General features: G+C 69.6%; 17 protein-coding genes and 2 pseudogenes. 9 read left to right on the forward strand and 10 right to left on the reverse strand.

Translation table 11 applies throughout. The annotated features are described in order from the left end of the window. Positions 1–900: 900 nt before the first annotated feature. The 4 genes from ACFYT4_RS24985 to ACFYT4_RS25000 all read right to left on the reverse strand — a co-directional run bounded on the left by ACFYT4_RS24985 (position 901) and on the right by ACFYT4_RS25000 (position 5,193). Positions 901–2,082: an RNA polymerase sigma factor gene (locus ACFYT4_RS24985; RefSeq protein ID WP_389273191.1), complete on the reverse strand. Its 1,182-nt coding sequence runs from the start codon at positions 2,080–2,082 to the stop codon at positions 901–903. An 8-nt stretch (positions 2,083–2,090) separates the two neighbouring features. After that, positions 2,091–2,498, reverse strand: coding sequence for a YciI family protein (locus tag ACFYT4_RS24990; RefSeq protein ID WP_389273115.1), 408 nt, complete (start codon positions 2,496–2,498; stop codon positions 2,091–2,093). 700 nt (positions 2,499–3,198) lie between these two features. Beyond that, positions 3,199–4,005 (reverse strand): hypothetical protein, encoded by an 807-nt coding sequence (locus ACFYT4_RS24995; RefSeq protein WP_389273117.1) that lies wholly within the window; start codon positions 4,003–4,005, stop codon positions 3,199–3,201. 432 nt (positions 4,006–4,437) lie between these two features. Further along, positions 4,438–5,193 carry an Atu4866 domain-containing protein gene (locus tag ACFYT4_RS25000; protein ID WP_389273119.1) on the reverse strand — a complete coding sequence of 252 codons (756 nt, stop codon included), beginning with the start codon at positions 5,191–5,193 and terminating at the stop codon, positions 4,438–4,440. 867 nt (positions 5,194–6,060) lie between these two features. On the opposite strand from ACFYT4_RS25000, the gene ACFYT4_RS25005 reads away from it, so the two are divergent. Beyond that, positions 6,061–7,455, forward strand: coding sequence for an amidohydrolase family protein (locus tag ACFYT4_RS25005; RefSeq protein WP_389273122.1), 1,395 nt, complete (start codon positions 6,061–6,063; stop codon positions 7,453–7,455). Positions 7,456–7,670: 215 nt separating this feature from the next. Here ACFYT4_RS25005 and dnaE read toward each other — a convergent pair whose 3' ends face one another. Further along, positions 7,671–11,264 (reverse strand): DNA polymerase III subunit alpha, encoded by a 3,594-nt coding sequence (gene dnaE / locus ACFYT4_RS25010; protein ID WP_389273125.1) that lies wholly within the window; start codon positions 11,262–11,264, stop codon positions 7,671–7,673. 276 nt (positions 11,265–11,540) lie between these two features. Between dnaE and ACFYT4_RS25015 the strand changes: the two genes are divergently transcribed. Then, positions 11,541–12,524: a LysR family transcriptional regulator gene (locus ACFYT4_RS25015; protein ID WP_389273128.1), complete on the forward strand. Its 984-nt coding sequence runs from the start codon at positions 11,541–11,543 to the stop codon at positions 12,522–12,524. A gap of 716 nt (positions 12,525–13,240) precedes the next feature. Here the strand turns inward: ACFYT4_RS25015 and ACFYT4_RS25020 are convergent. The 3 genes and pseudogenes from ACFYT4_RS25020 to ACFYT4_RS25030 all read right to left on the reverse strand — a co-directional run. After that, a pseudogene (locus ACFYT4_RS25020) lies at positions 13,241–13,933 on the reverse strand (ATP-binding protein); the annotation flags it as partial. 29 nt (positions 13,934–13,962) lie between these two features. Then, complete coding sequence (gyrB, locus tag ACFYT4_RS25025) at positions 13,963–15,996, reverse strand: DNA topoisomerase (ATP-hydrolyzing) subunit B (protein ID WP_389273131.1); 2,034 nt, start codon at positions 15,994–15,996, stop codon at positions 13,963–13,965. Between the two features lie 618 nt (positions 15,997–16,614). Then, complete coding sequence (locus tag ACFYT4_RS25030) at positions 16,615–17,538, reverse strand: SDR family NAD(P)-dependent oxidoreductase (protein WP_389273134.1); 924 nt, start codon at positions 17,536–17,538, stop codon at positions 16,615–16,617. 150 nt (positions 17,539–17,688) lie between these two features. Between ACFYT4_RS25030 and ACFYT4_RS25035 the strand changes: the two genes are divergently transcribed. After that, positions 17,689–18,558, forward strand: a complete 870-nt coding sequence (locus ACFYT4_RS25035) for a helix-turn-helix transcriptional regulator (RefSeq protein ID WP_389273137.1) — start codon at positions 17,689–17,691, stop codon at positions 18,556–18,558. A 169-nt stretch (positions 18,559–18,727) separates the two neighbouring features. Here the strand turns inward: ACFYT4_RS25035 and ACFYT4_RS25040 are convergent. Further along, a pseudogene (locus ACFYT4_RS25040) lies at positions 18,728–19,051 on the reverse strand (oxidoreductase); the annotation flags it as partial. Between the two features lie 4 nt (positions 19,052–19,055). Between ACFYT4_RS25040 and ACFYT4_RS25045 the strand changes: the two are divergent. Together ACFYT4_RS25045 and ACFYT4_RS25050 are read left to right on the forward strand one after the other, a co-directional pair. Further along, complete coding sequence (locus ACFYT4_RS25045) at positions 19,056–19,388, forward strand: TetR-like C-terminal domain-containing protein (protein WP_389273140.1); 333 nt, start codon at positions 19,056–19,058, stop codon at positions 19,386–19,388. 358 nt (positions 19,389–19,746) lie between these two features. Continuing rightward, on the forward strand, positions 19,747–19,989 hold the full coding sequence (locus tag ACFYT4_RS25050; protein WP_389273144.1) for a hypothetical protein: 243 nt from the start codon (positions 19,747–19,749) through the stop codon (positions 19,987–19,989). A gap of 186 nt (positions 19,990–20,175) precedes the next feature. On the opposite strand, the gene ACFYT4_RS25055 is transcribed toward ACFYT4_RS25050, so the two are convergent. Beyond that, a complete protein-coding gene (locus tag ACFYT4_RS25055; protein WP_389273147.1) occupies positions 20,176–20,376 on the reverse strand; it encodes a hypothetical protein in 201 nt (66 codons plus the stop codon). Between the two features lie 556 nt (positions 20,377–20,932). Between ACFYT4_RS25055 and ACFYT4_RS25060 the strand changes: the two genes are divergently transcribed. The 4 genes from ACFYT4_RS25060 to ACFYT4_RS25075 all read left to right on the forward strand — a co-directional run bounded on the left by ACFYT4_RS25060 (position 20,933) and on the right by ACFYT4_RS25075 (position 25,024). Next, positions 20,933–21,634, forward strand: a complete 702-nt coding sequence (locus ACFYT4_RS25060; RefSeq protein ID WP_389273150.1) for an alpha/beta fold hydrolase — start codon at positions 20,933–20,935, stop codon at positions 21,632–21,634. Beyond that, positions 21,631–22,476, forward strand: a complete 846-nt coding sequence (locus ACFYT4_RS25065) for an alpha/beta fold hydrolase (RefSeq protein WP_389273153.1) — start codon at positions 21,631–21,633, stop codon at positions 22,474–22,476. The genes ACFYT4_RS25060 and ACFYT4_RS25065 overlap by 4 nt, the downstream gene beginning before the upstream one ends. A gap of 77 nt (positions 22,477–22,553) precedes the next feature. Next, positions 22,554–23,921 carry a carotenoid oxygenase family protein gene (locus ACFYT4_RS25070; RefSeq protein WP_389273155.1) on the forward strand — a complete coding sequence of 456 codons (1,368 nt, stop codon included), beginning with the start codon at positions 22,554–22,556 and terminating at the stop codon, positions 23,919–23,921. 407 nt (positions 23,922–24,328) lie between these two features. Beyond that, positions 24,329–25,024 (forward strand): DUF2306 domain-containing protein, encoded by a 696-nt coding sequence (locus tag ACFYT4_RS25075; RefSeq protein WP_389273158.1) that lies wholly within the window; start codon positions 24,329–24,331, stop codon positions 25,022–25,024. Positions 25,025–25,753 lie beyond the last annotated feature (729 nt).

The raw sequence follows: 25,753 nt of genomic DNA on the forward strand, positions 1-25,753 counted from the left end.
AGCGGCCACGTCCTTCATACTCACGCGCGATCTGGTCATCTCGCTGCGATTGTACGCAGACTCCGCCTCGCAGCAGAAGCGCTTCTCCGGCGACACGGGACTGACGATCCGCCTCACCGTGGACGTCGTTCGGATGCTGTACTCAGGACCTCGACGCAAATGCCGGAGGCGTACACCTACAGGGCATCGGCCTCCCGCGGCCGGTCCCCGCCTGGCTCGACCGTACGGACCTCCGTCGACGGCCGGTCCGTCAACGCTACTCGTCGGCACGGGGCGCTGGGCGGAGGCCGAGCGCCTCGCGGACCTGCGTACGGTGGCCCCGGCCGCATGGGAAGACAGGTCGCCTTTCGCCTGGGCTTCCGTGCGGCACCTTCGCGGCCTTGGCCGCGTGGTCGACTGCTGCCTTCGGGAACTCCTCGACGGGCCCGGGGGAAAATGCCCCTCCAGCCGGGAGAACTCCGGAAGTTCGAACCGGGGGCCGGGTCGCCCGGCTTGTGCCGCCCCGGACGCCGGGAAACGGGGCTGCGGCAAAACCCGGAGGTCTACGCGCAGACCCTGACCCGGATCGCCCGGTTCACCGTCGACGCTGTGCTTCACGGCGCAGGCACAGAGGCGGCGGATCAGGCTCAGGTAGTAGGTGTGCAGGCAGGTAGGTTCGGGAGCCTCGGTGCGCTGCCTGGAAGGGCGGCCGGAGCCGCAGCCCGGTCGTGGCGAGGTCGGTGCGCCGCAGGTAGCGGTCGACGTATGCGGTCAGCAGGTCGGATCGGCCGACGTCCCGAAGGCGCCCGGAGCCACCCAGTATGCCAAGCCCGCGCGGCGGACCCCTTGTCGAGGGGCTGTCCGACCGCAGGCCGGGGGCTCCCTCACGAACTGGACGTGAACATCTCCTCCGGCGATCCGTCAGCGGAACCCGCGGGTGTTGAGCCGGGCGGCCTGACGTGTCAGGTGGTCGCGTTCGGCGAGGTTGGGTGCCTTCTGGGCCGCCTCGGCGTACAGCCGTGCCGCCGTCGCCAGGTCGCCGTCGCGCTCGTGGAGGTACGCCGCCACCGCGGTGCGGCGGGGCATGGGGTATCCCCTGCTCGAAGAGCTCGGGGAGGAGTCGTCCAGCGCTGCGAGCGCCGCCAGCCCGGCGCGCGGTCCGTCGGCCTCACCGACGGCCACCGCGCGGTTGAGCCGGACGACCGGGTTGTCGGTCAGGCGCGCGAGCTCGTCGTACCACTCGACGATCTGCACCCAGTCGGTCTCCTCGGCGGTGGGCGCGTCAGCGTGGACTGCCGCGATGGCGGCCTGGGCCTGGAACTCGCCCAGCCGGTCGCGGGCGAGCACCGCCTGCAAGATCTCGACGCCCTCGGCGATCAACCCGGTGTCCCATCGGCCGCGGACCTGCTCGGCGAGTGGCACGAGGCTGCCGTCGGGCGCGGTCCGGGTGGCACGCCGGGCGTGGTGGAGCAGCATGAGGGCGAGCAGCCCCGCCACCTCGGGGTGGTCGATCGCGGCCGCGAGCTGCCGGGTGAGCCGGATGGCCTCGGCGGCGAGGTCGACGTCGCCGGAGTAGCCCTCGTTGAAGACCAGGTAGAGGACACGCAGCACGGTGGCGACGTCGCCGGGCTGGTCGAACCGTACGCCGGAGACGGTGCGCTTGGCCCGGCTGATGCGCTGCGCCATGGTCGCCTCGGGCACCAGGTAGGCCTGCGCGACCTGGCGGGTCGTCAGCCCGCCGACGGCGCGCAGCGTGAGCGCGACCGCGGACGACGGTGTCAGCGACGGGTGGGCGCACAGGAAGTAGAGCTGGAGCGTGTCGTCCACCGCGGGCGCGGGCGCGGGCCCGGGCACCGGCTCCTCGTCAACGAGCTCCTCACGCCGGCGGCGGGCGGTGTCCGCCCGGGTCGCGTCGAGGAACCGGTGCCAGGCCACGGTGACCAGCCAGCCTTTCGGGTCCCGCGGCGGGTCGGCCGGCCAGACGCGGACGGCCTTGACCAGGGCGTCCTGCACGGCGTCCTCGGCCGCCGCGAAGTCGGCTCCGCGGCGGACAAGGATCCCGAGCACACTCGGCGTGAGGCTCCGGAGCAGGACCTCGTTCACCTGGGAGGTCACTCCGTGATGGTGGGCGGCGCGGCCAGGAACGGGCGCACCTCGAGCCACTCGTGGATCGGCCGCCCGCCCGCCCCGGGGGCGGCCGACAGGTCCCCGGCCAGCTCGACGGCGCGCTCGTGGCTGTCGACGTCGATCACCATCCAGCCGGCGATGAGGTCCTTGGTCTCGGCGAACGGGCCGTCGGTGACCGGCGGGCGCCCCTCGCCGTCGAACCGGACGAATGTCCCCTCGGGGGCGAGTGCCTGACTGTCGACGAACTCGCCGGTCTCCTCCAGCCGGGCCGCGAAGTCGTTCATGTACTGCACGTGCGCCGAGATCTCCTGCGGAGTCCACTGGTCCATGGACACGTCGTTGACCGGAGCCGGAGCGCCGCTGTAGTGCTTGAGCAGCAAGTACTTGGCCATGGTGTTTCTCCTTGGTGCTGGTGCGACCCATTGTGGTCGCGTTCATTGCGGAGACGGAGCCGGCCCACGGGTTCTCGACATCGCCGTCTGATTTTTTTCATCGCGCAGATGAACCCGGTGATCCGTTTCGCGGTGTCCGGGTCGACGGCGTGGCGCGAGGGTGAGGCGGAACGAGGCCTTCCAGGATCAGCGGCGACCGAGCGACGACTGAATCAACAGAGGCCTCGGGCGCGTCACTCTGCGTGTGGGCCTGGCGTGTCGTGGTGTGCCCGGACCGATGAGACGTTCGCGTGGAGGGCATGCGCGTCCTCCAGGCCACCGCGATTCCGGCGTACGTGGTGAACACGCTCCGGTGGTGCCGGACGTCGGGTCCGACGCCCATCTGACCGGCTGTCCGGCCTGCGGGGTGGCCGCGGTCGACCCGGGCCCGCACGACCAGGCCCTGAAAGCTGCCCCGTGCTTCGGCACGCCGGTACGGGTGCGGCGGTGCGTGCGGATCTGGCGCTGCCCCGAACCCTCATGTCGTCGAAGGACCCGGAACCATGAGCACGGCTTCGCGCCGCCGACAGCGCGCGCCCGGCGCAGACCTCCGCCGTCCCGGCGGCGAACCCGGGGCGGGACTGATCGGTGACCTCTTCTGCCGACAAGGGTTACGGCGTCCGCCCTGCGGCGTCCTTCGTTGGGCGTGGGGCCGGGTGGGTCATTGGAGGATCAGGTGGTGTGGGTGGGCGGGGTTGCCTGGGCATGTGAGGATGCTGAGACGTCCCCAGTTGCCTACAACGATCTCGGGCAGCCCGTCGGTGTTGGGGGTCATGAGTTCCGGGTCTGCCTCGGCTTCCTCGATCGGGCGCCAGCTGAGTCCGTCGTTGCGAAGCCATTCGTAGCTGTCCATCCTCAGCAGCAGTTCCCTCCCGCGACCGCAGATGTGGCACTGCGAATCCTCAGGGTGCTCCACGGCGGCGTACCCGCCGGCCTTCCACCCCGGGGGGATCGACAGATCGGACTCATAGCTCAAGGGGCTGCCCCCGTCCCCGCCGGATGCGCGGGCCGCCTCATACCCGGCGATCTCCTGGGCCTCGTCCCACTGCATGATCTGCTGGTCGAGATCTTCGGGGAGCCCCAAGACGCTGGGATACTCGGTGACCTGCTCCGGGTACAGCACGCAGGGGTCGGGCACGTACCCGTCGGAGCCGACTAGATCAGGCTCCGGCTGGTTCGTCAGTACGTCGCGCACCTCGTGGGAGTGGCGCCAGGTCAGGTGCACAGACATGTCGTAGCCGGTGGGACCGTGCAGGTCGAACGGGCACCAGAAGACCTGGAGAAGGTCGCGTCCGTCGGGCCCGCCGGGCAGGTCGGGGACGTCCCGGCGGTAGAGCTGGGCGACGGCGAACATGGGGATGGGGTCGGTGTCGGACCGGCCCTGCTCCTGGTACTCCTGCTGCAGTAGATCAAGCTTGGCCTGGTCTTCCCGGGTGGGGCGGCCCCGGGACCATGCCTGTGTCAGCAACAGCCGTTCCGCGCGGACATCGGCGGTACGACGTCCCCGGCCTCGTTCATGGGGCTGCCGGCACACCGGCCAGGGCTCGTCGGCAGGCCACAGGAGAGGCCCGCCGACGGAGCTGTCGCCCGCGGTGGGAGTTCCGGCGCGTGGGTGCAGCCGAGTCGTCGTACCACGATAGGAAGCCAGTCCGGGGAACAGGGCAGCCACATCGACCGGGCGCGGTGGCGTGGTTCGTGTCATGCGGCGAACCTACAAGGCGGCCCGGCACCGTGGATCCTCCCTTATGACGAGGTCCGTGCGGGCTGCGGTACGCAGGATGCGCCGGTCGACCAGGCCCATCAGTCTTGGGAAGCGGACAGGCGTGAGCTCCAGCGCCTCCGCGTGGTTGCGGGTGGCGCTGGAGCTCACGCGTTCGGCCGACGCCGGTACGGCGGAGGGTCAGCCCAGCCGCATGGTGTAGCCCGCGTGGTGCAGTTCCTCGCCCTGGAACTCTCCGAAGGCCCAGAAGCCGAGGTCGTCCAGGTAGTCGATCCGGGTCCCGTCGATCCAGTAGCGCCCCTGGTAGGCGTGCGGGCGGCCGCCGCGGGTTTCGTCGTATCGGCCGTCGGCGGTGAGCTCCTGGTGCAGGAAGTCGTTCTTGTCGATCCAGACGCCGACCCGCGGGCTGCCGGTCATGTCCTGAGCCGCCGGGATTCCCGCCTCGGGCGCGCTGGGACGGCCGGGGGCGTCGGTGCCGGCCCAGAGGACGGGCCTGCCCGCCGCGACCAGGGCGCGGACCTGCTCCGGGCGGGACAGGAGTGTGATCTGTGCGCTCGCCACATCGGGGGCGAGCGCGTCGGGTACGACGAGCAGGTCGCCGGCGTTCCCCGGAGTCAGCGTGGCGACGTACTCCGAGCGACGGCCGCGTCCGCCGATCAGGGCGACGGTGTCCACGACGGCCGGCACGACGGTCATTCCCGTACAGTCGACGACGATGGCGTTGTCGTCCTGTGCCGCGGTGACGATGCCGGGACCGACGCCTACGATCAGGGCGCCCACGAGCAGGACGTCGGCACCGGGCAGGGTCCCGATCAGCGGGTCCATCGTCAGGACTCTGGCGTTGGTGAACAGGACGGGACGTTCCGCGTCGTTCGAGACGATCTCGTCGAACGCCTTGCTGTTCCAGCTCACGGTGCCTGTGTCGGTCACGCTCATCGTCTGCTCCTTTGGTGGATCCATCGGCCTGTGGAACGCGCCGAGCACGCTGACGCAGGTGCCGAGGCGGGGTCGACAGCTCCTTGCGGCTGCCCTACGGCCAGCCTGGCCGCGGCCGGGCAACGGAACCAGGCCGCCGTGTGCCCAGGTGTCCGGCACCCCCTCTTGCGCTCCGTTGCGCGCGGCGACACCTCCTGCAACGGTCCCTCCTGGCCGCGGCTCGGCCAGTGCACGGACGCGCGGCACCGAGGCCCCGAGTACCCGCTCACCCCCGGGGCACGGGCGCCCGCAGGCCGTCAGCTCCCGAGCCGGTGGTCAGCCCGCGGCGGCGTCGGGCGCAACGCTCCGAACGGGCAGGCCGGAGCAGGCCAGTCGGTCTCGTGGGCGCGAGGCCGCGTCTTCACATGTCACGCCCGCATCAGCGGTGAAGCGAGGCCGACGGCTGCCGGTAGGACTGGGCGATCTTGTCGTACGAGGTCGCGATGCCGCGCCACTGTCTGAGGCGGTTGAAGCGTGTTCCAGGACGTTGCGGTGTTTGTCGAGCTGCCGGTCGAAGACGGGCGTACGCCCGCCGAGGCTGCCGCCACTGAGCCGGCTGCGCGTCTGCCCTGCCCGTTCGGGACTTGTGGGCGATGCCCTGCCGTCCGAGCCGGGTCCGGACGGCCCTGGAGCTGTAGCCCTTGTCGCCCAGGACGTGGGCGGGCCGTCCCTCACCACGCTTTTGAAGGCGGAGCCTCGGTCACGGCGGGCTGTCCTGGGTGCGCCACACCCGGGGAAACGGCGGCCTGGTTGCCGCGCGGGCGCGGATCGAGTCTGGGACCGGAAGCCATTCGGCCCAGACTCAGCGCCACCCGAGAGAGGCCCGTCATGAACACGAACGACACCACCAGCCCCGGAGTACTTGAGCAGCTGCGACGCCGGTCCGCCGATCCGCGGCAGCGCATCCTGTTCACCGGTGCCACCATCGTCACGATGGACCCGGAACTGGGCATTCTGCACAACAGCGACCTGCTCGTCGAGGGCGATGTCATCGCCGCGATCGGGCCGAACCTGACCGCGGACGGCGCGGTGGTCGTCGACGCCTCCGGCACCATCCTGGCCCCCGGCCTCGTCGACACCCACCGGCACGCCTGGGAAGCCCAGCTGCGCCGGATCATGCCCGACATCGACGACCTCGGCGGGTATGTGATGTCCACCCTGGCGGGCTACGCCACCGTCTACCGCCCGGAGGACATGTACATCGGCACCAAACTGGCGGCGCTGACCGCGATCGACAGCGGCATCACCACCATGCTCGACTTCTCCCACAACTCCCGTACCCGCGAGCACTCCGACGCCGCGATCGAAGCACTCCGGGACACCGGCATCCGAGGCGTCCACGCCTCGATGGGACCGCACTTCGGGGAGTGGGACCGCCAGTGGCCGACGGACCTGACCCGCCTCAAGGAGCAGTACTTCAGCAGTGACGACCAGCTGCTCACGCTCCGCATGGCGACGCTGGCCACGGACGAGATCGCCGGCCCTGCCCTTGCCTACGGTCCCGAACTCGCCCGCACCGCAGCCGACTTGGGCATCGGCCTCAGCGTCGACGCGGTTTTCGGCACCCCCTCGTCGGAGGCCGTTCTGTCCTGGGCCCAGCACGGCATTCTGGGCCCTGATGTCACCCTGATCCACGCCACCGGTCTGACCTCCGAGGCATGGAGGGCGATGGGGGAGTCCGGCACCACGGTCGCCCTGGCGCCCACGTCCGATGCACAGATCGGCCTCGAAACGGCGATCCCCGCAGTGGACGAGGCGCTCGCCGTCGGCATCCGCCCCGGCCTGAGCATCGACGTCGAAGTCGCCCTCGCCAGCGACATGTTCACGCAGATGCGCACTCTGCTCGCGATCCAGCGGATGCGCGCGGTCAACGCCGCCTACGGTACGGGCGGCGACCTCTCCCGTATCACCACGCACGACGTCCTGGACTTCGCCACCCTCCAGGGCGCGCGGACCAACGGCCTCGGTGACGTCACCGGCTCCCTTACCCCCGGCAAGAAGGCCGATCTGCTGGTCGTCCAGGCCGAGGACCTCAACAACATGCCCCTGAACGACCCCATCGGCACCCTGGTGCTGGGCTCCGACGCCCGTAACATCACCGCCGTCCTCGTGGGCGGACGGCCCCGCAAGTGGAACCGCCAGGTCCTCGACGTGAACCTCCCCGAACTGCGCAGCGCGGTCAACGACTCCCGCACTTACGTGCTCAACACGCCAGCCGGCTGACGGAGCCCCCGGGCAGCACGGGACGGGCGTCAGCGGGCCCGATCCCGTCCCGCTGACCGGCCGTCTACCGGGCGGGCGCCTCAGCTCACCGCCTGCTTCACGAGCGCGGCGATGCGCGCTTCGGCCTCGGCCGTCACCTCGGTCAGGGCGAAAGCGGTGCGGCGAATGCGGCCGGGAAGAAGGCCTGTCGGCCGCCTTTTCCCGGAGCCTCGGGATCATGTGAGGCCCACCCACGCTTCAGCCCCGAACGTCCCCTTCACATCGGAGGCGATGGCGGCGGCGTCAACCTTGGCTTGCAGGGCGTAGACGGTGGTTTTCCGTGGGCTGCGGACGATGAGGTGGACCGGGTTGTCGCCCGGGTGGTCCGTGAGGATTCTCTTCAGGTCGCGGATGGACTGTTCGGTGATCCGGTGGGAGGGAAGGGCGAGCCGCACCGGAGGCTTTCCGCCGTGTTCCGAGGCTGTGTCCAGCACGCGCAGTTCCCTGCCGAAGAGGTTCACGGTCCCGTCGCGGTCTTCGATCCTGCCTCTGACGGAGATCACGTTGTCCTCGGTCAACGCGTCCTGCACGAGCTGGTAGGAGGCGGGGAAGAACAGGACCTCGATGCCGGAGTCCCGGTCCGCGAGGTTCACGATGGCCCACGCGTTGCCTTGCTTGGTCACCTTGCGCTGGATGCCGGTGATCAGCCCGGCCAGTTGCACATCCCCGGCTGTGCGGCCGGAAGCGAGCAGTTCGGCGATGGAGCAGTCCCGCGCGCCGGCGAGGACGTGCTCGGCGCCGTCCAGCGGGTGGGACGAGACGTACAGGCCCAGCATCTCCCGCTCGGTCGCCAGGAGCTGTCGGCGTGGCCACTCCGCCTCGTCGACGGGGAAGTCCAGGCCGAAGACCGGCCGGTCGCGTTCCTCCCTGCCGAAGTCCGCGAAGAGGTCGTCCTGCCCGAAGCCGGCGGCTTTCTTCACAGGGATGATCGCGTCGATGGCGTCCTCGTGGATGGCGATCAGTCCCTTGCGGGAGTGCCCGAGGGAGTCGAAGGTGCCTGCTTTGATCAGGGATTCGACGGCTCTCTTGTTGAGTGCGGGAAGCTCGGCCTTGTCCAGGAAGTCGGCGAAGGAGGTGATTCTTCCGTGACTGTGGCGGGCGCTGATGACGGCGTCGATGACGTTGTCCCCGACGTTGCGTACGGAGCGCAGCCCGAACCGCACGTCGTCGCCGACGGCGGTGAACTCCGCGATGGACTCGTTCACGTCGGGCTGGAGGACTCGTACTCCGTTCTTACGGGCGTCGGCGAGGTAGATCGCCGCCTTGTCCTTGTCGTCGCCGACGGAGGTGAGCAGGGCGGCCATGTACTCGGCCGGGTAGTTCGCCTTGAGGTAGGCGGTCCAGTAGGAGACGAGTCCGTAGCCGGCGGTGTGGGACTTGTTGAACGCGTAGCCGGAGAAGGGGAGCATGACGTCCCACAGGGCCTTGACGGCTTCCTCGCCGTAGCCGTTGCTCCGCATGCCGGTGTGGAACGTGTCCCACTCGGCGGCCAGTACCTCCGGTTTCTTCTTGCCCATCGCCCGGCGCAGCAGGTCGGCGCCGCCGAGCGTGTATCCGGCCAGCTCCCGGGCGATGGCCATGATCTGCTCCTGGTAGACGAGCAGATGGAAGGTGTTGCCGAGGATCGGCTCCAGAGCGTCGCGCAGCTCGGGGTGGATCGGGGCGATCTCCTGGCGGCCGGTCTTGCGGTGTGCGTAGTTGGTGTGCGCGTTCGCTGCCATGGGGCCGGGCCGGTAGAGGGCGTTGACGGCGGCGATGTCCTCGAACCGTGTGGGTTCCATCTGCTTCAGCAGGACCCGCATACCGCCGCCGTCGAGCTGGAAGACGCCGAAGGTGTTGCCCTCGGCCAGCAGCCGGTAGGTCCTGGCGTCGTCCAGGGGGATCACGACGGTGGAGGGGTCGCCGTCCATGGGGTCCACGGTGGCCAGGTTGATGCCCCGGTTCTCGCGGATGTTCTCGATGGCCTGATCGATGACCCCCAGGTTCCGCAGCCCGAGGAAGTCCATCTTGACCAAACCCATGGCCTCGCACGACGGGTAGTCGAACCCGGTGATCTTCACGCCGTCCGAGGCACGCATGTGCAGCGGGATGCGGTCGGTGAGCTTCGTCTTGGACAGGACCACCGCAGCGGCATGCACGCCGGTGCCGCGGGTGAGGCCCTCCACCCCGCGGGCGGTGTGGATGACCCGCCTCACGTCCGGTTCGTTGTCGTACATCTGCCGGATCTCACCGGCCTCGCCGTACCGCTCGTGGGAGGAGTCGAAGACGGCCGCCAGCGGGGCGGATGTGCCGTTCTGGTCCGGCGGGAGCGCCTTGGTGATCCGCTCGCCGTGGGAGAAGGGGTAGCCCAGAATGCGCGAGGAGTCCTTGATCGCGTTCTTGGCCTTGATCCTGCCGAACGTGTTCACCATGGCGGTGTAGGCGTCGCCGTACTTCTCGGTCACGTAGCGCACCATCCGGTCGCGCTGCCGGTCGTCGAAGTCGAGGTCGATGTCCGGCGGGTTGATGCGTTCGGGGTTCAGGAACCGTTCGAAGAGAAGGCCGTGCTCCAAGGGGCAGAGCTCGGTGATGCGGATGGCGTAGGCCACGATGGAGCCGGTGGCCGAGCCCCGGCCGGGACCGAGGGGGATCCTGTTGTCCCGGGCGTGGCGGCAGATGTCCGCCACGACGAGGAAGTAGGAGCTGAATCCCATGGGGCCGATGACCGTCATCTCGGTCTCGAAGCGGTCCATGACGTGCCGGGGGACCGGATCCCCGTACCGCATCGCCAGGCCCTTGAGGACTTCTCGGCGCAGCCATGACTCCTGGGTTTCGCTCTCGGGCACGTCCGGGAACTGCGGCATCTCGTCGACGTGGTCGAAGACCTCGTCGTAGGCCTCGACGCGCTCGGCGATCAGCAGCGTGTTGTCGCAGGCCACCGGAAGCTCCGAGAAGAGGCCGCGCATCTCGGCGGCTGTCTTGAGGTAGTAGCCGGAGCCGTTGAAGCGGAAGCGGCCCGGGTCGTCCTTGTTCTTGCCCACTCCGATGCACAGGAGGCTGTCATGGGCGTCGGCCTGGTCCTCGGTGACGTAGTGCGCGTCGTTGGTGGCGAGGAGCGGGATGCTGAGCTCCTCGGCCAGACGCAGCAGGTCGCCGCGGACCTCACGCTCGATGTCCAGACCGTGGTCCATCAGCTCCAGGAAGTAGTTCTCACGCCCGAAGATCTCCTGGTAGGCCGCGGCGGCGGCCTTCGCCTCGTCGTACTGGTTCAAGCGCAGGCGGGTCTGGATCTCACCGGAGGGGCAGCCGGTCGTGGCGATGATGCCTTGTGGTCGCTCGGCGATGAGCTCGCGGTCCATACGCGGCTTGCCGGAAGGGAACTGGCCCTCATAGCTGGCCTGCGTGCTGAGCCGGAACAGGTTCCGCAGGCCCTGAACATTCCGTGCCCACATGGTCATATGGGTGAAGCGGCCGCCACCGGAGACGTCCTTCGAGCCTTCACCGTCATCACTCACCGCGCGACGGCCCCCCGGCCCCCAGAACTCCTGCTTCCGGGCAAAACGAGAGGAAGGCGCTACATACGCCTCGATACCGATGATCGGCTTGATGCCCTCGAATTCCTTCGCGGCCTGCGTGAACTCGTAGGCCCCGAACATGTTGCCGTGATCGCTCATGGCGATCGCGGGCATCCCCTGCCGGGCCACCTCGCCGAACATCGGCTTCAGCTTCTGTGCGCCGTCCAGCATCGAGTACTCGGTGTGATTGTGCAGGTGAACGAAGGAATCCGGCACAGCTTTGTCACCTCCGGGGTGAGTGGGAAACCCCACCTCGGCCAGAGCCGGTCGGGGGCCTTGCCGGGGCCGCCACACCGACCACGTCGGATGGTGTGGACGCCCCGTCTGTCGCGGTGTGGTGCCGGTGGCCGCCGGGCTGAGAAACGGCCGCCCGATGTCACCTGCAAAACCACACGTTGACCACAGACATCAAAGCGAGCAGGGCGTACTGGGATCAAACAACTACTTCATCTCCCGGCCACAACCCATGGCTGTGTGACTAGGATGCTCGCTGTGGATCTCAATGCCGTGCGTACCTTCATCGCAGCTGCGGACGCGGGCCAGTTCCAGGAAGCCGCGACCACCTTGTCGATCACCCAGCAGGCCGTCTCCAAGCGCATCGCCGTGCTGGAGAAGGAACTCGGGGTGAAGCTCTTCACCCGCGCCCCGCGCGGATCCTTGCTCACCATCGACGGCCAGGCATTCCTGCCTTACGCTCGGGCTCTTGTCCAAGCCGAGGAGCGGGCAGCGGCTTCCGTGCGGCCGGGGCGCCGGGCGTTGCGCGTCGATGTGATCGGCCGACGGGTCTCAGTGGCGGGTCTGCTGCGCGACTTCCACCGGGTGTATCCCGAGACCGATCTCGATGTGGTGACTCTGTTCGACGCCAATGCGGCCATCGCCGCCGTCCGGTCCGGGACGATCGACGCGACCTTCCGCGCCGTGACCGGCCCGGGTCGGCAACTCCCCGACGGTATCGAGGCCATTCCGGTCTTCGACGAGCCCCTGCACCTGTTCACCGGGCCGGCCCACGAGTTCGCCGCCGCCGACGCGGTCACTCCCGCGCAGCTCGCCGGACGCCGGATCTGGATGCCCGGTAACGTCCCCGGAACCGAATGGGCCGCCTACTACGACGAACTCGCCGCCGCATTCGGGCTCACCATCGACACAGTCGGCCCCGACTTCGGTATCGAGCCCCTCCTCGACACGATCGCGGCGTCCTCGACACTCGCGACCTTCATCAGCGAACGGACCCCTCTCGTCTGGCCTGCCGGGCACGACCTGCGGCGGATCCCCCTGCACGACCCGACTCCGGTCTACCCGCACTCACTCATCTGGCGCACCGGCAATCCACACCCCGCCCTCGCCGCACTGCGCGACCATCTCGCCTCGGCCTACCCCGGGCGCGTCGGCAGCGGATTCTGGACACCGAAAGGGGCTCAGCCCTCCGAACCGCCGCGCCGGCTCCCGGACGACTGCGTCACGGGCCGGACCCGGTGAGGGAAGCGCAGGCTGCACGTCGCCCTGGCGGGCACGACCGAGCACCTGGTCGACCGCCGCCTCCCGGTACTCGGCGCGGTGGTGCGGGGCATCACCGTCGCGGTCCGGGTGAACACCCTGCCCCGGCTCCGGCGCGGCGAGCCATGGTACGAGATCGGCGTCGACGACCCCGTACCGGCGCCGCGAGCGCTGCCGCGAGCCGGTTCGGCCGCTGACAGCCACGCGCCGGCACCAGCTCTGCGGGCCGGACGGAACTGCTTCGGCGAGATTGTCCGCCGTCAGTTCCCCCTTGCCGCCGAAGCGCATGGTCACCTCGAACCGTTGCCGCGTTTCCTGTCGGCCACTGTCAGCGAACCGGATCCGGCAGGTGAACCCCATGGGCCCCTGCCCGTCCGGGCCGGGCCCGGAGGAGTTCGGCGCGGCAGCGGTCGAGTTCGATGCAGCCGAGCGGCCGGCAATGACCGCCACCGAGAACCCGGAACTGTGGGTGTTCCTGAAATCACGTCACCCCGGCGAGGTCCTTTCCGGCGCGGTCACGGCCACGAACGGTTCGGGGTGTTCGTGGGCTGGACGACGGCCCCGACCACCCGTCCCGGCTTGGGCGATCAAGGGCAGAGCCCATTCCCTAACCCGGCGAACCCACGCGGTCACAGCACGAGGTTCTGCCGAGCTGGAAGACAGTGACGGTCACCGCTTGTTCGTGGATCCGGTGGCGGCTCCAGGGAGAGCTCCGCGTCCTGGAGGAAGATCTGTCGGTCAGCCCAGTAGCGTACGCGCGTGCCGGTGCGGGGCTTGGGGACTTCGATGGTCTGGCGCAGGCCCTGGGCGGGGGTGAAGGGGGCGTCGGGTCCGGGGCCGGTGTAGGTGCCGGATGTGCCGCGGCGGAAGCTGATGGCGTGGGTGCGGCCGTGGCGGTCGACTTCGATGTCCAGCCGGGCGGACAGCGCGTTGACCACGGAGGCGCCGACGCCGTGCAGACCACCGGAGGCCGCGTACGAGCCGCCGCCGAATTTTCCGCCGGCGTGGAGTTTGGTGTAGGCGATCTCGACTCCGGACAGGCCGGTGCGGGGTTCGGTGTCCACGGGGATGCCGCGGCCGTTGTCGGCGACTTCCACGGAACCGTCGTCGTGAAGGACGACCTCGATGTGGTCGCAGGCCCCGGCCAGGGCTTCGTCGACTGCGTTGTCGATGATCTCCCACAGGCAGTGCATCAGGCCGCGGCTGTCGCTGGATCCGATGTACATGCCGGGGCGTTTGCGTACGGCCTCCAGTCCTTCGAGCACCATGAGGTGCCGTGCGGTGTAGTCGGAGCCATCCTGCGGGCGGCTGCCAGCAGCCGGAACGGGGAGTGTGCTCACGCAGTGCTCTCCTGGGCAATAGAGGGTAGTGGTGGGGCTTCGGCCGGGCATCCCGAGGGGCGGGAGGCCAGTGCCCGGGGTCAGATGTCGAGGAAGCGGACGTCCTTGGCGTTGCGCTGGATGAAGTGGCGGCGGGCTTCGACGTCCTCGCCCATCAGAACGGAGAAGAGGTCGTCGGCGACGGCCGCGTCATCGAGGGTGACCTGGCCCAGGACCCGGTGGTCGGGGTCCATGGTGGTGACGCGCAGTTCCTCGGCGTTCATCTCGCCCAGGCCCTTGAAGCGCTGGATGGAGTCGTCCTTGCTCCGGCGGCCGTCCTGCCGGCCCCGTTCCAGGAGCAGGTTGCGTTCGCGGTCGGAGTAGGCGTATTCGACGTGGTCCCGGTTCCACTTGATCTTGTACAGCGGGGGGCGGGAGAGATAGACGTGGCCCTCCTCGATCAGTGGGCGCATGAAGCGGAACAGGAAGGTCAGCAGCAGGGTGTTGATGTGCTGGCCGTCGACGTCGGCGTCCGCCATCAGGATGATCTTGTGGTAGCGGAGTTTGGCGATGTCGAAGTCCTCGTGCACGCCCGTGCCGAACGCGGAGATGATCGCCCGGATCTCCTGGTTGTGCAGGATTCTGTCGATCCTGGCCTTCTCCACGTTGAGGATCTTGCCGCGGATCGGGAGGATCGCCTGGTACTGCGGGTTGCGACCGGATTTGGCCGAGCCGCCGGCGGAGTCTCCTTCGACGATGAAGATCTCCGACACGGCCGGGTCGTTCGCCTGGCAGTCGGACAGCTTGCCCGGCAGCGCCGCCGTTTCCAGCAGGCCCTTACGGCGGGTCAGGTCGCGCGCCTTGCGGGCCGCGACCCGGGCCGTGGCCGCCTGGAAGGCCTTGCGCACGATGTCGGCGGCCTCGTTCGGGTTGCGGTCGAACCAGTCGGTCAGGTGCTCGTGGACGACCTTCTGCACGAAGGTGCGCGCCTCGGTGTTGCCGAGTTTGGTCTTGGTCTGGCCCTCGAACTGCGGCTCGCCGAGCTTGACCGAGATGATCGCGGTCAGGCCCTCGCGGATGTCCTCGCCGGAGAGGTTGGCGTCCTTTTCCCGCAGCAGCCTCTTCTCCCGCGCGTAGCGGTTGACCACGGTGGTCAGGGCCGTGCGGAAGCCCTCCTCGTGGGTGCCGCCCTGATGGGTGTGGATGGCGTTGGCGTAGGAGTACACGCTGTCGGTGTACTGGCCATTCCACTGCAGGGCCACCTCGACCGACAGCAGCCGTTCCGTGTCCTCGGCGGCGATGGTGATGACCGACGGATGGACCGGCTCGCCCTTGCGGGCATTGAGGTAGGCGACGAAGTCGGTGATGCCGCCGTCGTAGCGGTAGGAGACCGTCTTCGCAGCCGGGTCCGAGTCGGCTTCGTCGGCCGCGGCTGTCGCGCGCGCGGAGGGCCGTTCGTCGGTCAGGGTCAGAGTGAGCCCGCGGTTGAGGAAGGCCATCTCCTGGAAACGCCTGGCCAGCGTCTCGAAGGAGTATTCGGTGGTCTCGAAGATGTCGCCGTCTGCCCAGTACGTCAGCGAGGTGCCCGTCCGGGGGGTGGCCTCGTGGCGGACCAGTGGGGCGGTGGGGGCGCCGTCCCTGTAGGCCTGCGTCCACCGGTAGCCGTCGGTCCAGATCTCCGCCGACAGCCGGGTCGACAGCGCGTTGACCACCGACAGCCCCACACCGTGCAGACCGCCGGAGACCGCATATCCGCCGCCCCCGAACTTCCCGCCCGCGTGCAGCACGGTCAGCACCACCTCGACGGCCGACCGCTTCTCCACCGGGTGCATGCCCACCGGGATGCCGCGGCCGTTGTCGACCACCCGCACGCCACCGTCGGCCAGGATCGTCACGTCGATCCGGTCGGCCACCCCCGCGAGTGCCTCGTCCACGGAGTTGTCCACGAGCTCCTGCACCAGGTGGTGCAGCCCCCGCTGTCCCGTGGAGCCGATGTACATCCCGGGCCGCTTGCGCACGGCGTCCAGGCCGTCCAGAACAGTGATCGCGTTGGCGTCATACGACTCCGCCCCGGCATGGCCGGGTTGCTGGGATCCGGGGATATCGGTGGCGGTGCGAGTGTCGTAAGTGGTCACAGATGCTCTCTTTCGGGCATGGCAGACCGCGCTCCCGCACCACGGTGCGGGAGCGGCCGGACAGCTGGCGGAGACAGGACACGGCAGCCCAAACAGGGCCCTGGGGCTCACGGGCCTCGGGACCATTGACTGCTGGGACGCTGTCCAAGATACCGGAGATGCCCCTTGCCGATGGGGCGACAGTGCCCCCATGTGTCACTGTGTGGCCTCTGCTTCACCTAGGGCGATCCCCCCTGCCTTGACTCCTTGAAAATGCGACAGAAGGCTACTCAGGAGCTTTCTTGGCGCTTTGTCGCGTAGAGCCTCAGGCGCTATTTCCGGCGTGACCCTCCGCGGTCACCAGTCGCGCTGCGTCAGGCTGCCAGCCCCCGGCCTCCCGTCGAACCCTGCCCGGTGGAGGGTGCTGCTGGAGGCGGCATCAGGTGTTTACGGCTGCCGCAGGCCTATGGTGCCGGCGAACCGGTCGGCGTACTCCGTCAGGAGTGGCTTGAGGGCGACCTCCGCGCGGACGCCGAACAAGTAACCCGGCAGTAGCTTGTGACGGGGCGGATCCTCCGGGTCCCGTAGCCGTGTGCCCCGTTGGGCTGATCGGGTGAATCTTCGGCTTCTGCCTGATGCTCACGTTCCGTACGCCGCGATGAACCGTTCGGCGGCGTCCCAGAGCTCGCCTTCGCGCTGCGGGTCGTAGGACTCCTCGGACGACCGGACCGCACGGGCGCGGTCTACATAGGACCCGGTCGGAGCCTGGGTGGTGCCGAGGACGACGTCGGCGAGGCAGCGCCCGGCGGCACTGCGGCTGGTCGCGAACGGGGTAAGGGTCATGACCGGCAGGATGCGGCGCATCGCGAACCGGGTGACGGGTCCCGCGTTCCGGGCGAGGCCGGTGCCGGGGACGAACCCCGGGTTGAAGGCGACGGCGTCGACCCCGGCCGGCAGTCGGCGCGCGTACTCGTGAACCAGGTAGATCGCGGCCAGCTTGCTCGTGGAGTACGCGGTACGCCCGCCGACCGCGGTGTCGGGCTTGGGGAAGGCGCCCGTACGGGCGAGGACGTCCGGGGACTTCCAGGCCGGACCGGGCACCATGCCCAGGTTGTGCTTGAAGTCACCGAAATGGGTGTCGCTAGCGGTGATCACGATCCGGGCGGGAGCCGCGAAACGGTCCTGGAGCAGGCGGACGAACAGGTGGTTGGCGAGCACGTTGATGGCGAAGGTGGACTCGAATCCGTCGGGTCCCTCGGTCAGCGCGTTCGTGTACTGCATGCCCGCGTTGCCCACGAAGGCCCGCAGCGGCGGCAGATCACCGCGCTCCAACCGGTCGCGGATCTCGGCGGCAGCCGACTGGACGCTGTCCAGCGAGCCGAGGTCCGCCGGGACATGCGAGACCGCGTGCCCGCCCGTGCTCAGCTCCGAGGCCAGCTGTGCGCCGGAGGCTGCGCGGGCGACGACGAGGAGGTGCACGTGGGGCGACTGGCGCAGGATGTGCTCTGCGGCGATGCGACCGATCCCGCGGCTCGCGCCCGTCATCACGATGGTGTGCTGCATGGGAGGCTCCTGCTCACTGGTCAGCCGATGCGCGCCCGGCTGGGCACATCACCACATTCGCCGCTTGCGCCACCGCCAACCAGTGGCGTCCCCGTCACCAGGACTGGCAGTACCCAGGCTCACCGGGTGCCGAGCGGCGAGAATGGATCCATGGCTGCCTCCCGCTCCGACTTCGGCGCACTCCTGCGCGCCTGGCGTGACCGCCTCTCTCCGGCCGACGCCGGCCTCACCGCGACGGCCGGCCGTCGTGCCCCGGGACTGCGCCGCGAGGAGCTCGCGCAGCTGGCCGGGCTCTCGGTCGATTACGTCCTGCGCCTGGAGCAGTCACGCGCGAAGAATCCCTCGGCCCAGGTCGTCGGCGCTCTCTCCCGGGCCCTTCAGCTCTCCCGGGCCGAGCGCGACCAGCTGCACCGAAGCGCCGGGCTCCTGCCGCCGCAGGACGGCACTGTCAGCACTCATGTGCCGCCGGGCATCCAGCGGCTCGCCGCGCGCCTGGGCGACGTTCCGATCGGGGTGTTCACCGCCGACTGGACCTTGGTGTGGTGGAACACCATGTGGAGCGCACTGCACGGCGACCCCTCCGTGCTCCCGACTGCCGAGCGCAACCTCGCGCGCGCCCTTTTCGGTAACGGCGCTGCTCGTGCCTCGCTGTTTCCCATCCAGTCCGAGCGCGGACAGGGCGCCTTCGAGGCGTCGATCGTCGCCGACCTCAAGGACGCCGCCTCCCGCTACCCCGCGGACGCCCGGCTCGATCGTCTCGTGCAGGAACTGTGGGCGGGATCCGACGCCTTCGCCCAGCACTGGGCCACGCGGACAGCCGCCGCTCAGCACACCACCGACCGCAAGACGATCCGGCATCCGCAGATCGGCGACATCCTGCTCGACTGCGACGTCCTGATCGTTCCGGGCGCGGACCTGCGCATGGTCACCTACACGGCAGCGGCCGGGAGCAGCGACGCGGGAAAGCTCGACCTCCTGCGCATCACAGGCGGCCGTACCGCCACCGCACCACGCCCCTGACACCCGGCCCCGGCTCCATCGCCGGCCGCCCTTCGGGGCGGCGGGCCGCCCGCAGTGCCTGGGGAGCGTCGGCAGCGGCGGCTCTGCATGGCCCGGTTGAGGAAGGCTTTGAGCCAGTGCGCCGGGCCGGGCGGTCGCGCGTCGAGTGAACAGGAACCAGGAACCCAGCTCACGCTCCGGTGGGCTGCTGCGGGAACGTGACGCCGGTCAGTTCCTCGGAGACCGTCCACAGGTGCCGGGCCGTCGCCGGGTCGCTGGCCGCCGGGGAGCGGCCGACCAGGGTCGGGGCGCCGCGCACCTCGCCGAAGCCGTCCGGGCCGACGTAGCTCGCGCCGGGGAGGTCCTGGACAGCGGCGTACAGGGTCGGCAGTGCGCCGGCCTTGTTGTCCTGGGCCACGACCCGCATGAAGGCGCGGCTCAGCGCACCGCCGTCGTGGCGCTGCAGGTTCGTGGCGGCCCAGCCGGGGTGCGCGGCCAGGGCGCGCACGGGCGAGGCGGTGGTCCGCGCGTATGTGGGCTTCTGTCTGGACAATGCCGTGCTGCTCGACCTGATGTACTCGATCAAGCACGACCCGCAGGCGTCCGCCGACCTGCTGGAGGCCACCGCGCGCTGGTCCGGGCTCATCGAGCGGCTGGTGGCGGAGGGGCAGCGTCAGGGGGAGGTGCGCGAGGGGCCCCTGGAGCGCATCTGCGTCCCGGTCTTCGCGACGCTTCACGGCTACGCCGACCTGGCCGCGACCGGCATGCTCGCTCCGGAGGCCGCGGAACACGGGCTGGACGGCGTGATCGCGTTCATCATGCGGGGCTGCGCGCCGGACGGGCGGGCCTGACCCGGCGTCCGGATCCTCCCCCGTTCAGTCCTGTGCTGCGGCCCGCGGTTCAGCATGTGTGCCAGTACGTCACGCTGCAGCGGCCGCATCCGCGCGTGCAGTTCACGCCCTTGCCGGTTGCCGGCGTACTCCTTGATTTGGCGCAGGCGGGATTTTTGTCGTCGGAGATCGTTTCCTGACGTGGGGTCGACCGGGAGGGCGGCGGGGATGCTCTTCTCGTGCTCCGCTGAACTGCACGAACTCTTACCTCACTTGGCCTTCGCGACTGTGGTCACGGTTGATGCCTCTGGTCGCGTGGTGGCCGCCGGGGCCCGGACTCGCGAGGGAGGGTGCGCGCGCTGCACGGCGGCGGCGTCCGTTGGCAGGCCTGGACGACGATCCGAACGACCCCGTCGTCGTCACCGGCTACAAGGCCACCCATGCCCGCAAACTCTCCATCAGCCAGAAGGGAGCCGACCGTGCACGCGCCGCCGGACGCGCCCCCGTCGAACGCGGCTTCGCCCGCCTGAGGAACTGGCGACACTCACCGCGTTCCGCACCGACCCCGCCCACGCCACCACTTCCTGCCGGCACTGATACGAACCTCGAAGTCAACCGCTGACAGACGATCTCCAGCGCAGACAGCCGCCCACGACCAGCACGAGTACCCCGGAAGACCGCCACGCCAGAACTCTGGCGGGCAACATCACAGGGGCGCCAGCCCACTGATATCCACGTGTGGCCGGAACTGTCCGGGCATGTCGAGTCATGCGTTCCGTGGTGTGTGCATGAGTGTGCCGAGTCGCTGTCATGCCGGGGACGAGGCCTCTACCGTGATACGGGACAGGTGGACGCCGACTTCGGCGAGGGACTGGATCTTGATCAGGTCGATGGCGTCGTTCGCGCCGTACTGCCGGTGGCCGGACGCATGGCGGTCGGGCTGGGGGAGCCCGACCTCACCGCCGAACAGGCCCCGATCAGGCTCGTCGAACAGCGCGAACTCACCCATATACTCAAGGGCAAACGCCTCGCCCCGGCCCGCCGCGCCGCCAGACCGTCAAGGACCGTCTCAGCCCACCGCGCCACCGACCTCCTGGCCGAATGGAACTCCCGCCCTCTTTCAGGCGCCGCCCACCAGCCATCGAGCGCGCCTCCCTCTTGCCGACTCGCGCGGGCCGGCTGCGCGAGGCGAAGGCCCGTCCCGCCGGGCTCCAGGGCAGGTACGGCGCGCTCGCCACCGTGACCGCGAACCTCGAACACGCGACTCCCACCCTCAGAAGGGAGGTTCGACCAGAAGGGAGGTTCGACGAGGGCGGCAAGATCACGCTCCGTCCCGCACCGGAGAGCTCCCGGACGAGACGGCGAGCACAATGTGACGGACGTCATACTGCAGGGTTCGAACTTCGATGCTCGCCATGCATCTCGTCGGTGTCGGTCACCGGACAGCTCGGGAACCCCACCCCTCCTCAGTTCTCCATCCCTGAAGAGGCGCCACTTCCGCACGACCACCCACGAACCTCGGGCACACGGCCCGAGGCTCACCGAGAAGAAGGAGTCAGCACATCGTGAGCACCATCCCGGAAGCACGGAACATCGTTCTCGTCCACGGCGGATTCGTCGACGGATCGGGCTGGAAGGGGGTCTACGACCTGCTGCGTGCGGACGGCTACACCGTGAGCGTCGTCCAGAACCCCACGCTCTCGCTCGAAGGCGACGTCGCCGCGACCCGCCTGATCCTCGATGCTCAGGACGGCCCGACCGTACTGGTCGGACACTCCTACGGCGGCGCCGTGATCTCGGAGGCGGGCAACCACGAGAAGGTGAGCGCGCTCGTGTACATCGCGGCGTTCGTGCCCGACAAGGGCGAGTCCGTGAACACGCTCATCGCCGACCCGCCGCCCGGAGCCCCCGTTCCCCCGATCCTGCCCCCGAACGGCGGATTCCTCTTCCTCGACCGGGAGAAGTTCGCGGCCTCCTTCGCCGGTGACCTGCCCGCCGACGAGGCGCGGTTCCTGGCCGACTCGCAGGTCCCCTGGGGCCTGGACGCCCTGGGCGGGGCGGTCAGCCGCCCCGCCTGGCGGACCAGGCCGAGCTTCTACCTGGTCGCCACCGACGACCGTATGATCCCGCCCCCGGCGCAGCGCGCCATGGCCGAGCGAGCCGGCGCGACGGTGACCGAGACCGGCGGCAGCCACGCCGTCTACGTGTCCAAGCCCGGCGAGGTCGCCGCCCTCATCAAGAAGGCCGCTTCGGGAGCCGGCGCATGAGGAACCTGCGCAAGCACCTGCGCGCCCTGCTCGCCACGGCCGCCGCGACCACCGCTGCGGCCGCTCTCCTGGTGTCCGCCGCCGCGGCCGATCCCGGCCCGCGGAGCGACGCGGCGAAGCCCGGCCCCAAGCCCACGGTCGTGCTGGTGCACGGGGGATTCGCCGACGCGTCCAACTGGAACGGCGTCATCACCGAACTGCAGAAGGACGGCTACACCGTAGCGGCACCGGCCAACCCCCTGCGCGGTCTGCCCACGGACGCCGCCTACATCGCGAGCTTCCTCACGTCGGTCAAGGGTCCGATCGTGCTCGTCGGCCACTCCTACGGCGGCGCTGTCATCACCAACGCCGCGGCGGGCAATCCCCGGGTCAAGGCGCTCGTGTACGTCGCCGCCTTCGTCCCCGACAAGGGCGAGGTCCTCGCGGAGCTGATCCAGAAGTACCCGGGCAGTGAGATCGAGGCCGCCCTCGCCCCCGTGCCCTACGACAACGGGGACGGGACCACCGGCGAGGACCTCTACCTCCGGCCCGACAGGTTCCACGACGTGTTCGCGGCCGACGTGCCGCGCAGGACCACGCGCGTGATGGCCGCGGGTCAACGGCCTTTCAGCACCAAGGCCTTCACCGACACGACCACGGCGGCCGCCTGGCGGACCATCCCGTCCTGGGGTGTCGTCGCCACGGGGGACAAGGCCATTCCACCCGCTCTTCAACGCTTCGAGTACCAGCGCGCCCACTCCCGTGTCGTCGAGGTGCGCGGTGCCTCGCACGCGGTGATGATCAGCCACCCGGGCGCCGTCACGGACCTGATCGAAGACGCGGCCCGCACCACCGCGAAGTAACGGTCCGCAGCCCATCCGCCCCGTGCGGACCCCGCGACTCCCGCGGGATCCGCACGGGGCCCGACAAGGAAAGCGGAATGACCGACGAGACGGCTCTTCCCCCGTATCTCCGGGGCCGCTTCGCCCCGGTACCCGACGAGCACGGTACGGCCGACCTCACCGTACGGGGATCTTTGCCGCCCGACCTGGACGGCCGCTATCTGCGCAACTGTCCCAACCCGCTGCCCGGCCAGGACAAGGGGCACTGGTTCACCGGTGCCGGCATGCTCCACGGCATCAGGCTGCGCCACGGCCGCGCCGAGTGGTACCACAACCGGTGGATCCGCACCCGCGAACTGGCCGGACATCCGCTCGTCCGCGCGGACTTCTCCGTCGACCTGGCCGCCACGCCCGCCAACACCCACGTGATCCGGCACGCCGACAAGGTGCTGGCCCTGTGCGAGGTGGGCCTTCCCTACTGGGTCTCCCCGTCGCTGGAGACCGTCGGACCGTACGACTTCGAGGGACGGCTCACCACCGCGATGACCGCTCACCCCAAGGAGGATCCGGTCACGGGCGAACTGCACCTGTTCGGCACCGGGTTCGCCCCGCCCTACCTCACCTACCACCGGGTGACCGCGGAGGGACTGCTGCTCGACAGCCGGCCGATCGAGGTGCCGGGCCCGACGATGATGCACGACTTCGCCATCACCGAACACCACATCGTGTTCATGGACCTGCCCGTCGTCTTCGACCCGGCACCGGCCGGGCGGGGCGGCATGCCCTACCGGTGGGACGAGGAGTACGGCGCACGGCTCGGAGTCATGTCCCGTACACCCGGCAGTGCCGAGGTGCGGTGGTACGACGTCGAACCCTGCTACGTCTTCCACGTAGGCAACGCCCATGAGGACGCGAACGGGCGCATCGTGCTCGACGCGGCGCGCTACGACCGCGCGGGCTTCCGGGGGATGTGGTCGGACATCGGCGGGTACGCAGAAGCCGGCGGCCCGGCCGGGCACACACGATCCGGCCGACCTCAAGGCCCTGTCCTGTACCGCTGGACCCTGGACCCGACGACAGGCCGCGTCACCGAGTCGGCCCTGGACGACCGCGCAGCCGAGTTCCCCACCCACAACGAGACCCTCACCGGGCGCCCGAACCGCTACCTGTACACCGTCTCCGGTGACGGCATCGCCAAGCACGACCTCGCGCGCCGCACCACTGACGTTCATGAGACACCCGGCAGCCGCTACGCCGGCGAGGCGGTCTTCGTACCGGCCGCGGACGGAACCGGCGAGGACGGGGGCTGGCTCCTGTCGCTCGTCTCGAACGACGACGGTCAGGCCGGGGAACTGCTCGTCCTCGACGCCGCGGACCTCCACGTCCAGGCAGTGGTGGAACTGCCCCACCCCGTCCCGGCCGGCTTCCACGGCAGCTGGCTGCCCGAGCCCGCCCACTGGCACTGAGAGACGCGCCGGCAGCGGCGTACACGCGGGGGCTGGTTGCGCCGTGGAGCCATGGTTCGGACGGCGACGGCCCGGCGCCGCCGACGCAGCGACGGTGGCCGGTCGCGGGCTCGGCCGGGGCATGCGGCGACCGAACGACGGGCCTTTCACGCTCACCAAATACCTAACAGTGTCAGAAGAATTTCACACTACTCAAGCCTCCCTCCCCTCGCTAGCGTGATCGAAGGCGACGGGGGGCGCGGCACCGCTCCCCGTGCCACGACCGGGCCCAGGTGCCTTCGACAGGCGAACCACATCCGCGCGCACCGCGCCGGGTTCCCTCTCGAACAGGGCTCCGATGTCCCCTCATCACTGCAGAGACCCAGGGAGCCGTCATCATGAAAGCCGCATTTCTGACGGATCGCCGTGTGCGACGGAGCGCATGGGCGATGTTCGCCGTTTCGGCGGTCGGTACAGCCCTGTACAGCGCCCCCGCCTATCTGACCGGTGACTCGTCACAGAGCCGGATTCCGATCAACCCGGACGTGGCCCTGCACTATCTCTCCATCGTCATCCACGCCCTCCCCGCGATCCTCCTGCTGCTGCTGGGACCCGTCCAGTTCGTCCCCGCGCTACGGAACAAGTACGGCAAGCTGCACCGGGTCGTCGGCCGCGTGTACATGGTCAGCATCCTGATCGCGTCCGCGGCGGCCCTCTTCGCGGCCACGTTCTCCGTGGACGGGATCTCCGTACAGGTCGCCTTCTATCTGCTGACGGCCGCCTGGCTCTACTCGCTGGTCCAGGCGTACCGGACGATCCGGCGAGGCCAGATCCAGCTGCACCGCATCTGGATGATCCGCAACTACGCGCTCTCCTTCGCGGCCGTGCTGCTGCGCCTCTTCCTGCTACTCGGGCTGGCGGCCCGGTCGCGGTACGACTGGCTGACCTTCGAGGACGTCTACACCACCTCGGTCTGGGCATCGATACTCGTCAGCGCCGGGGCCGCCGAATGGTTCATCGTCCACCGCACCCTCAAGCCCCTCGCCCGCAGCCGCCGCCGGCCCGGCGCCGTCTCCCCGGACAGGGCGACCACCGCCGCCGGGACGGGACGCGTACCCGCGTAGCGTCGGGTCGCTCCGACCTCGCACCGCTCCCGTCGCGGCCTCGTCAGCCCGTACCTCGTGGTCGGTGTGCCCGCCGGGCCGGTGTCGCCCGGCCCGCGTTCGTCCACCGCACCGGTCTCGGCGACCACGTGTACCGCGTACCGGACGCTCGCGGACATGACCACCGCCACCACCCGCAACGCCCGCTGCTTCCCGTCGCGTTGTACGGGCTTCAGCCGGACGGCATTGAGCTCCACTGTCGTCCGGGGGCAGCAGGACCTCGCTCACGGCGGTCCTGCTGCCCCCGGAACCCGAGGCCCGGGTGTCCGGAGCGTCCGGGCCCCCGGGGCGTCAACCCTGCGTGGAGGCAGGTGGCCCCTGGCGGCCCGTCACGGACGTTGAGTCGGGAGACGCGACCGGCGCGGTTGATCTGTACGTCGATACGCGTGCGTCACCGGCCAGGCATGACGACGAACAGCCCTTGGTCCGCAGTGGCGTTGACCTGGTCGTCCGGGTCGGCGTTGGACGATGTGTCCCGTATCCGTTGCTGTCCAGATCCTCGTCATGGTCGGGGATGGTGGTGCCCCAGGAGGCCGGGCCTTCGAACTCTCCATGCTCGGTGTTGATGCCGGTGTCCAGGACGTGGACGTCCACTCCCTCACCGTAGGAACGTCAGCCCCGGCCGCGACCCATCGGACACGGTTCATGCGGAAGGTCTACTCTGTGTGCACCGCCGAGCGGGAGAAGCGG

The sequence above is a fragment of the Streptomyces sp. NPDC004609 genome (genome assembly GCF_042873655.1).
Classification (GTDB): Bacteria; Actinomycetota; Actinomycetes; order Streptomycetales; family Streptomycetaceae; genus Streptomyces.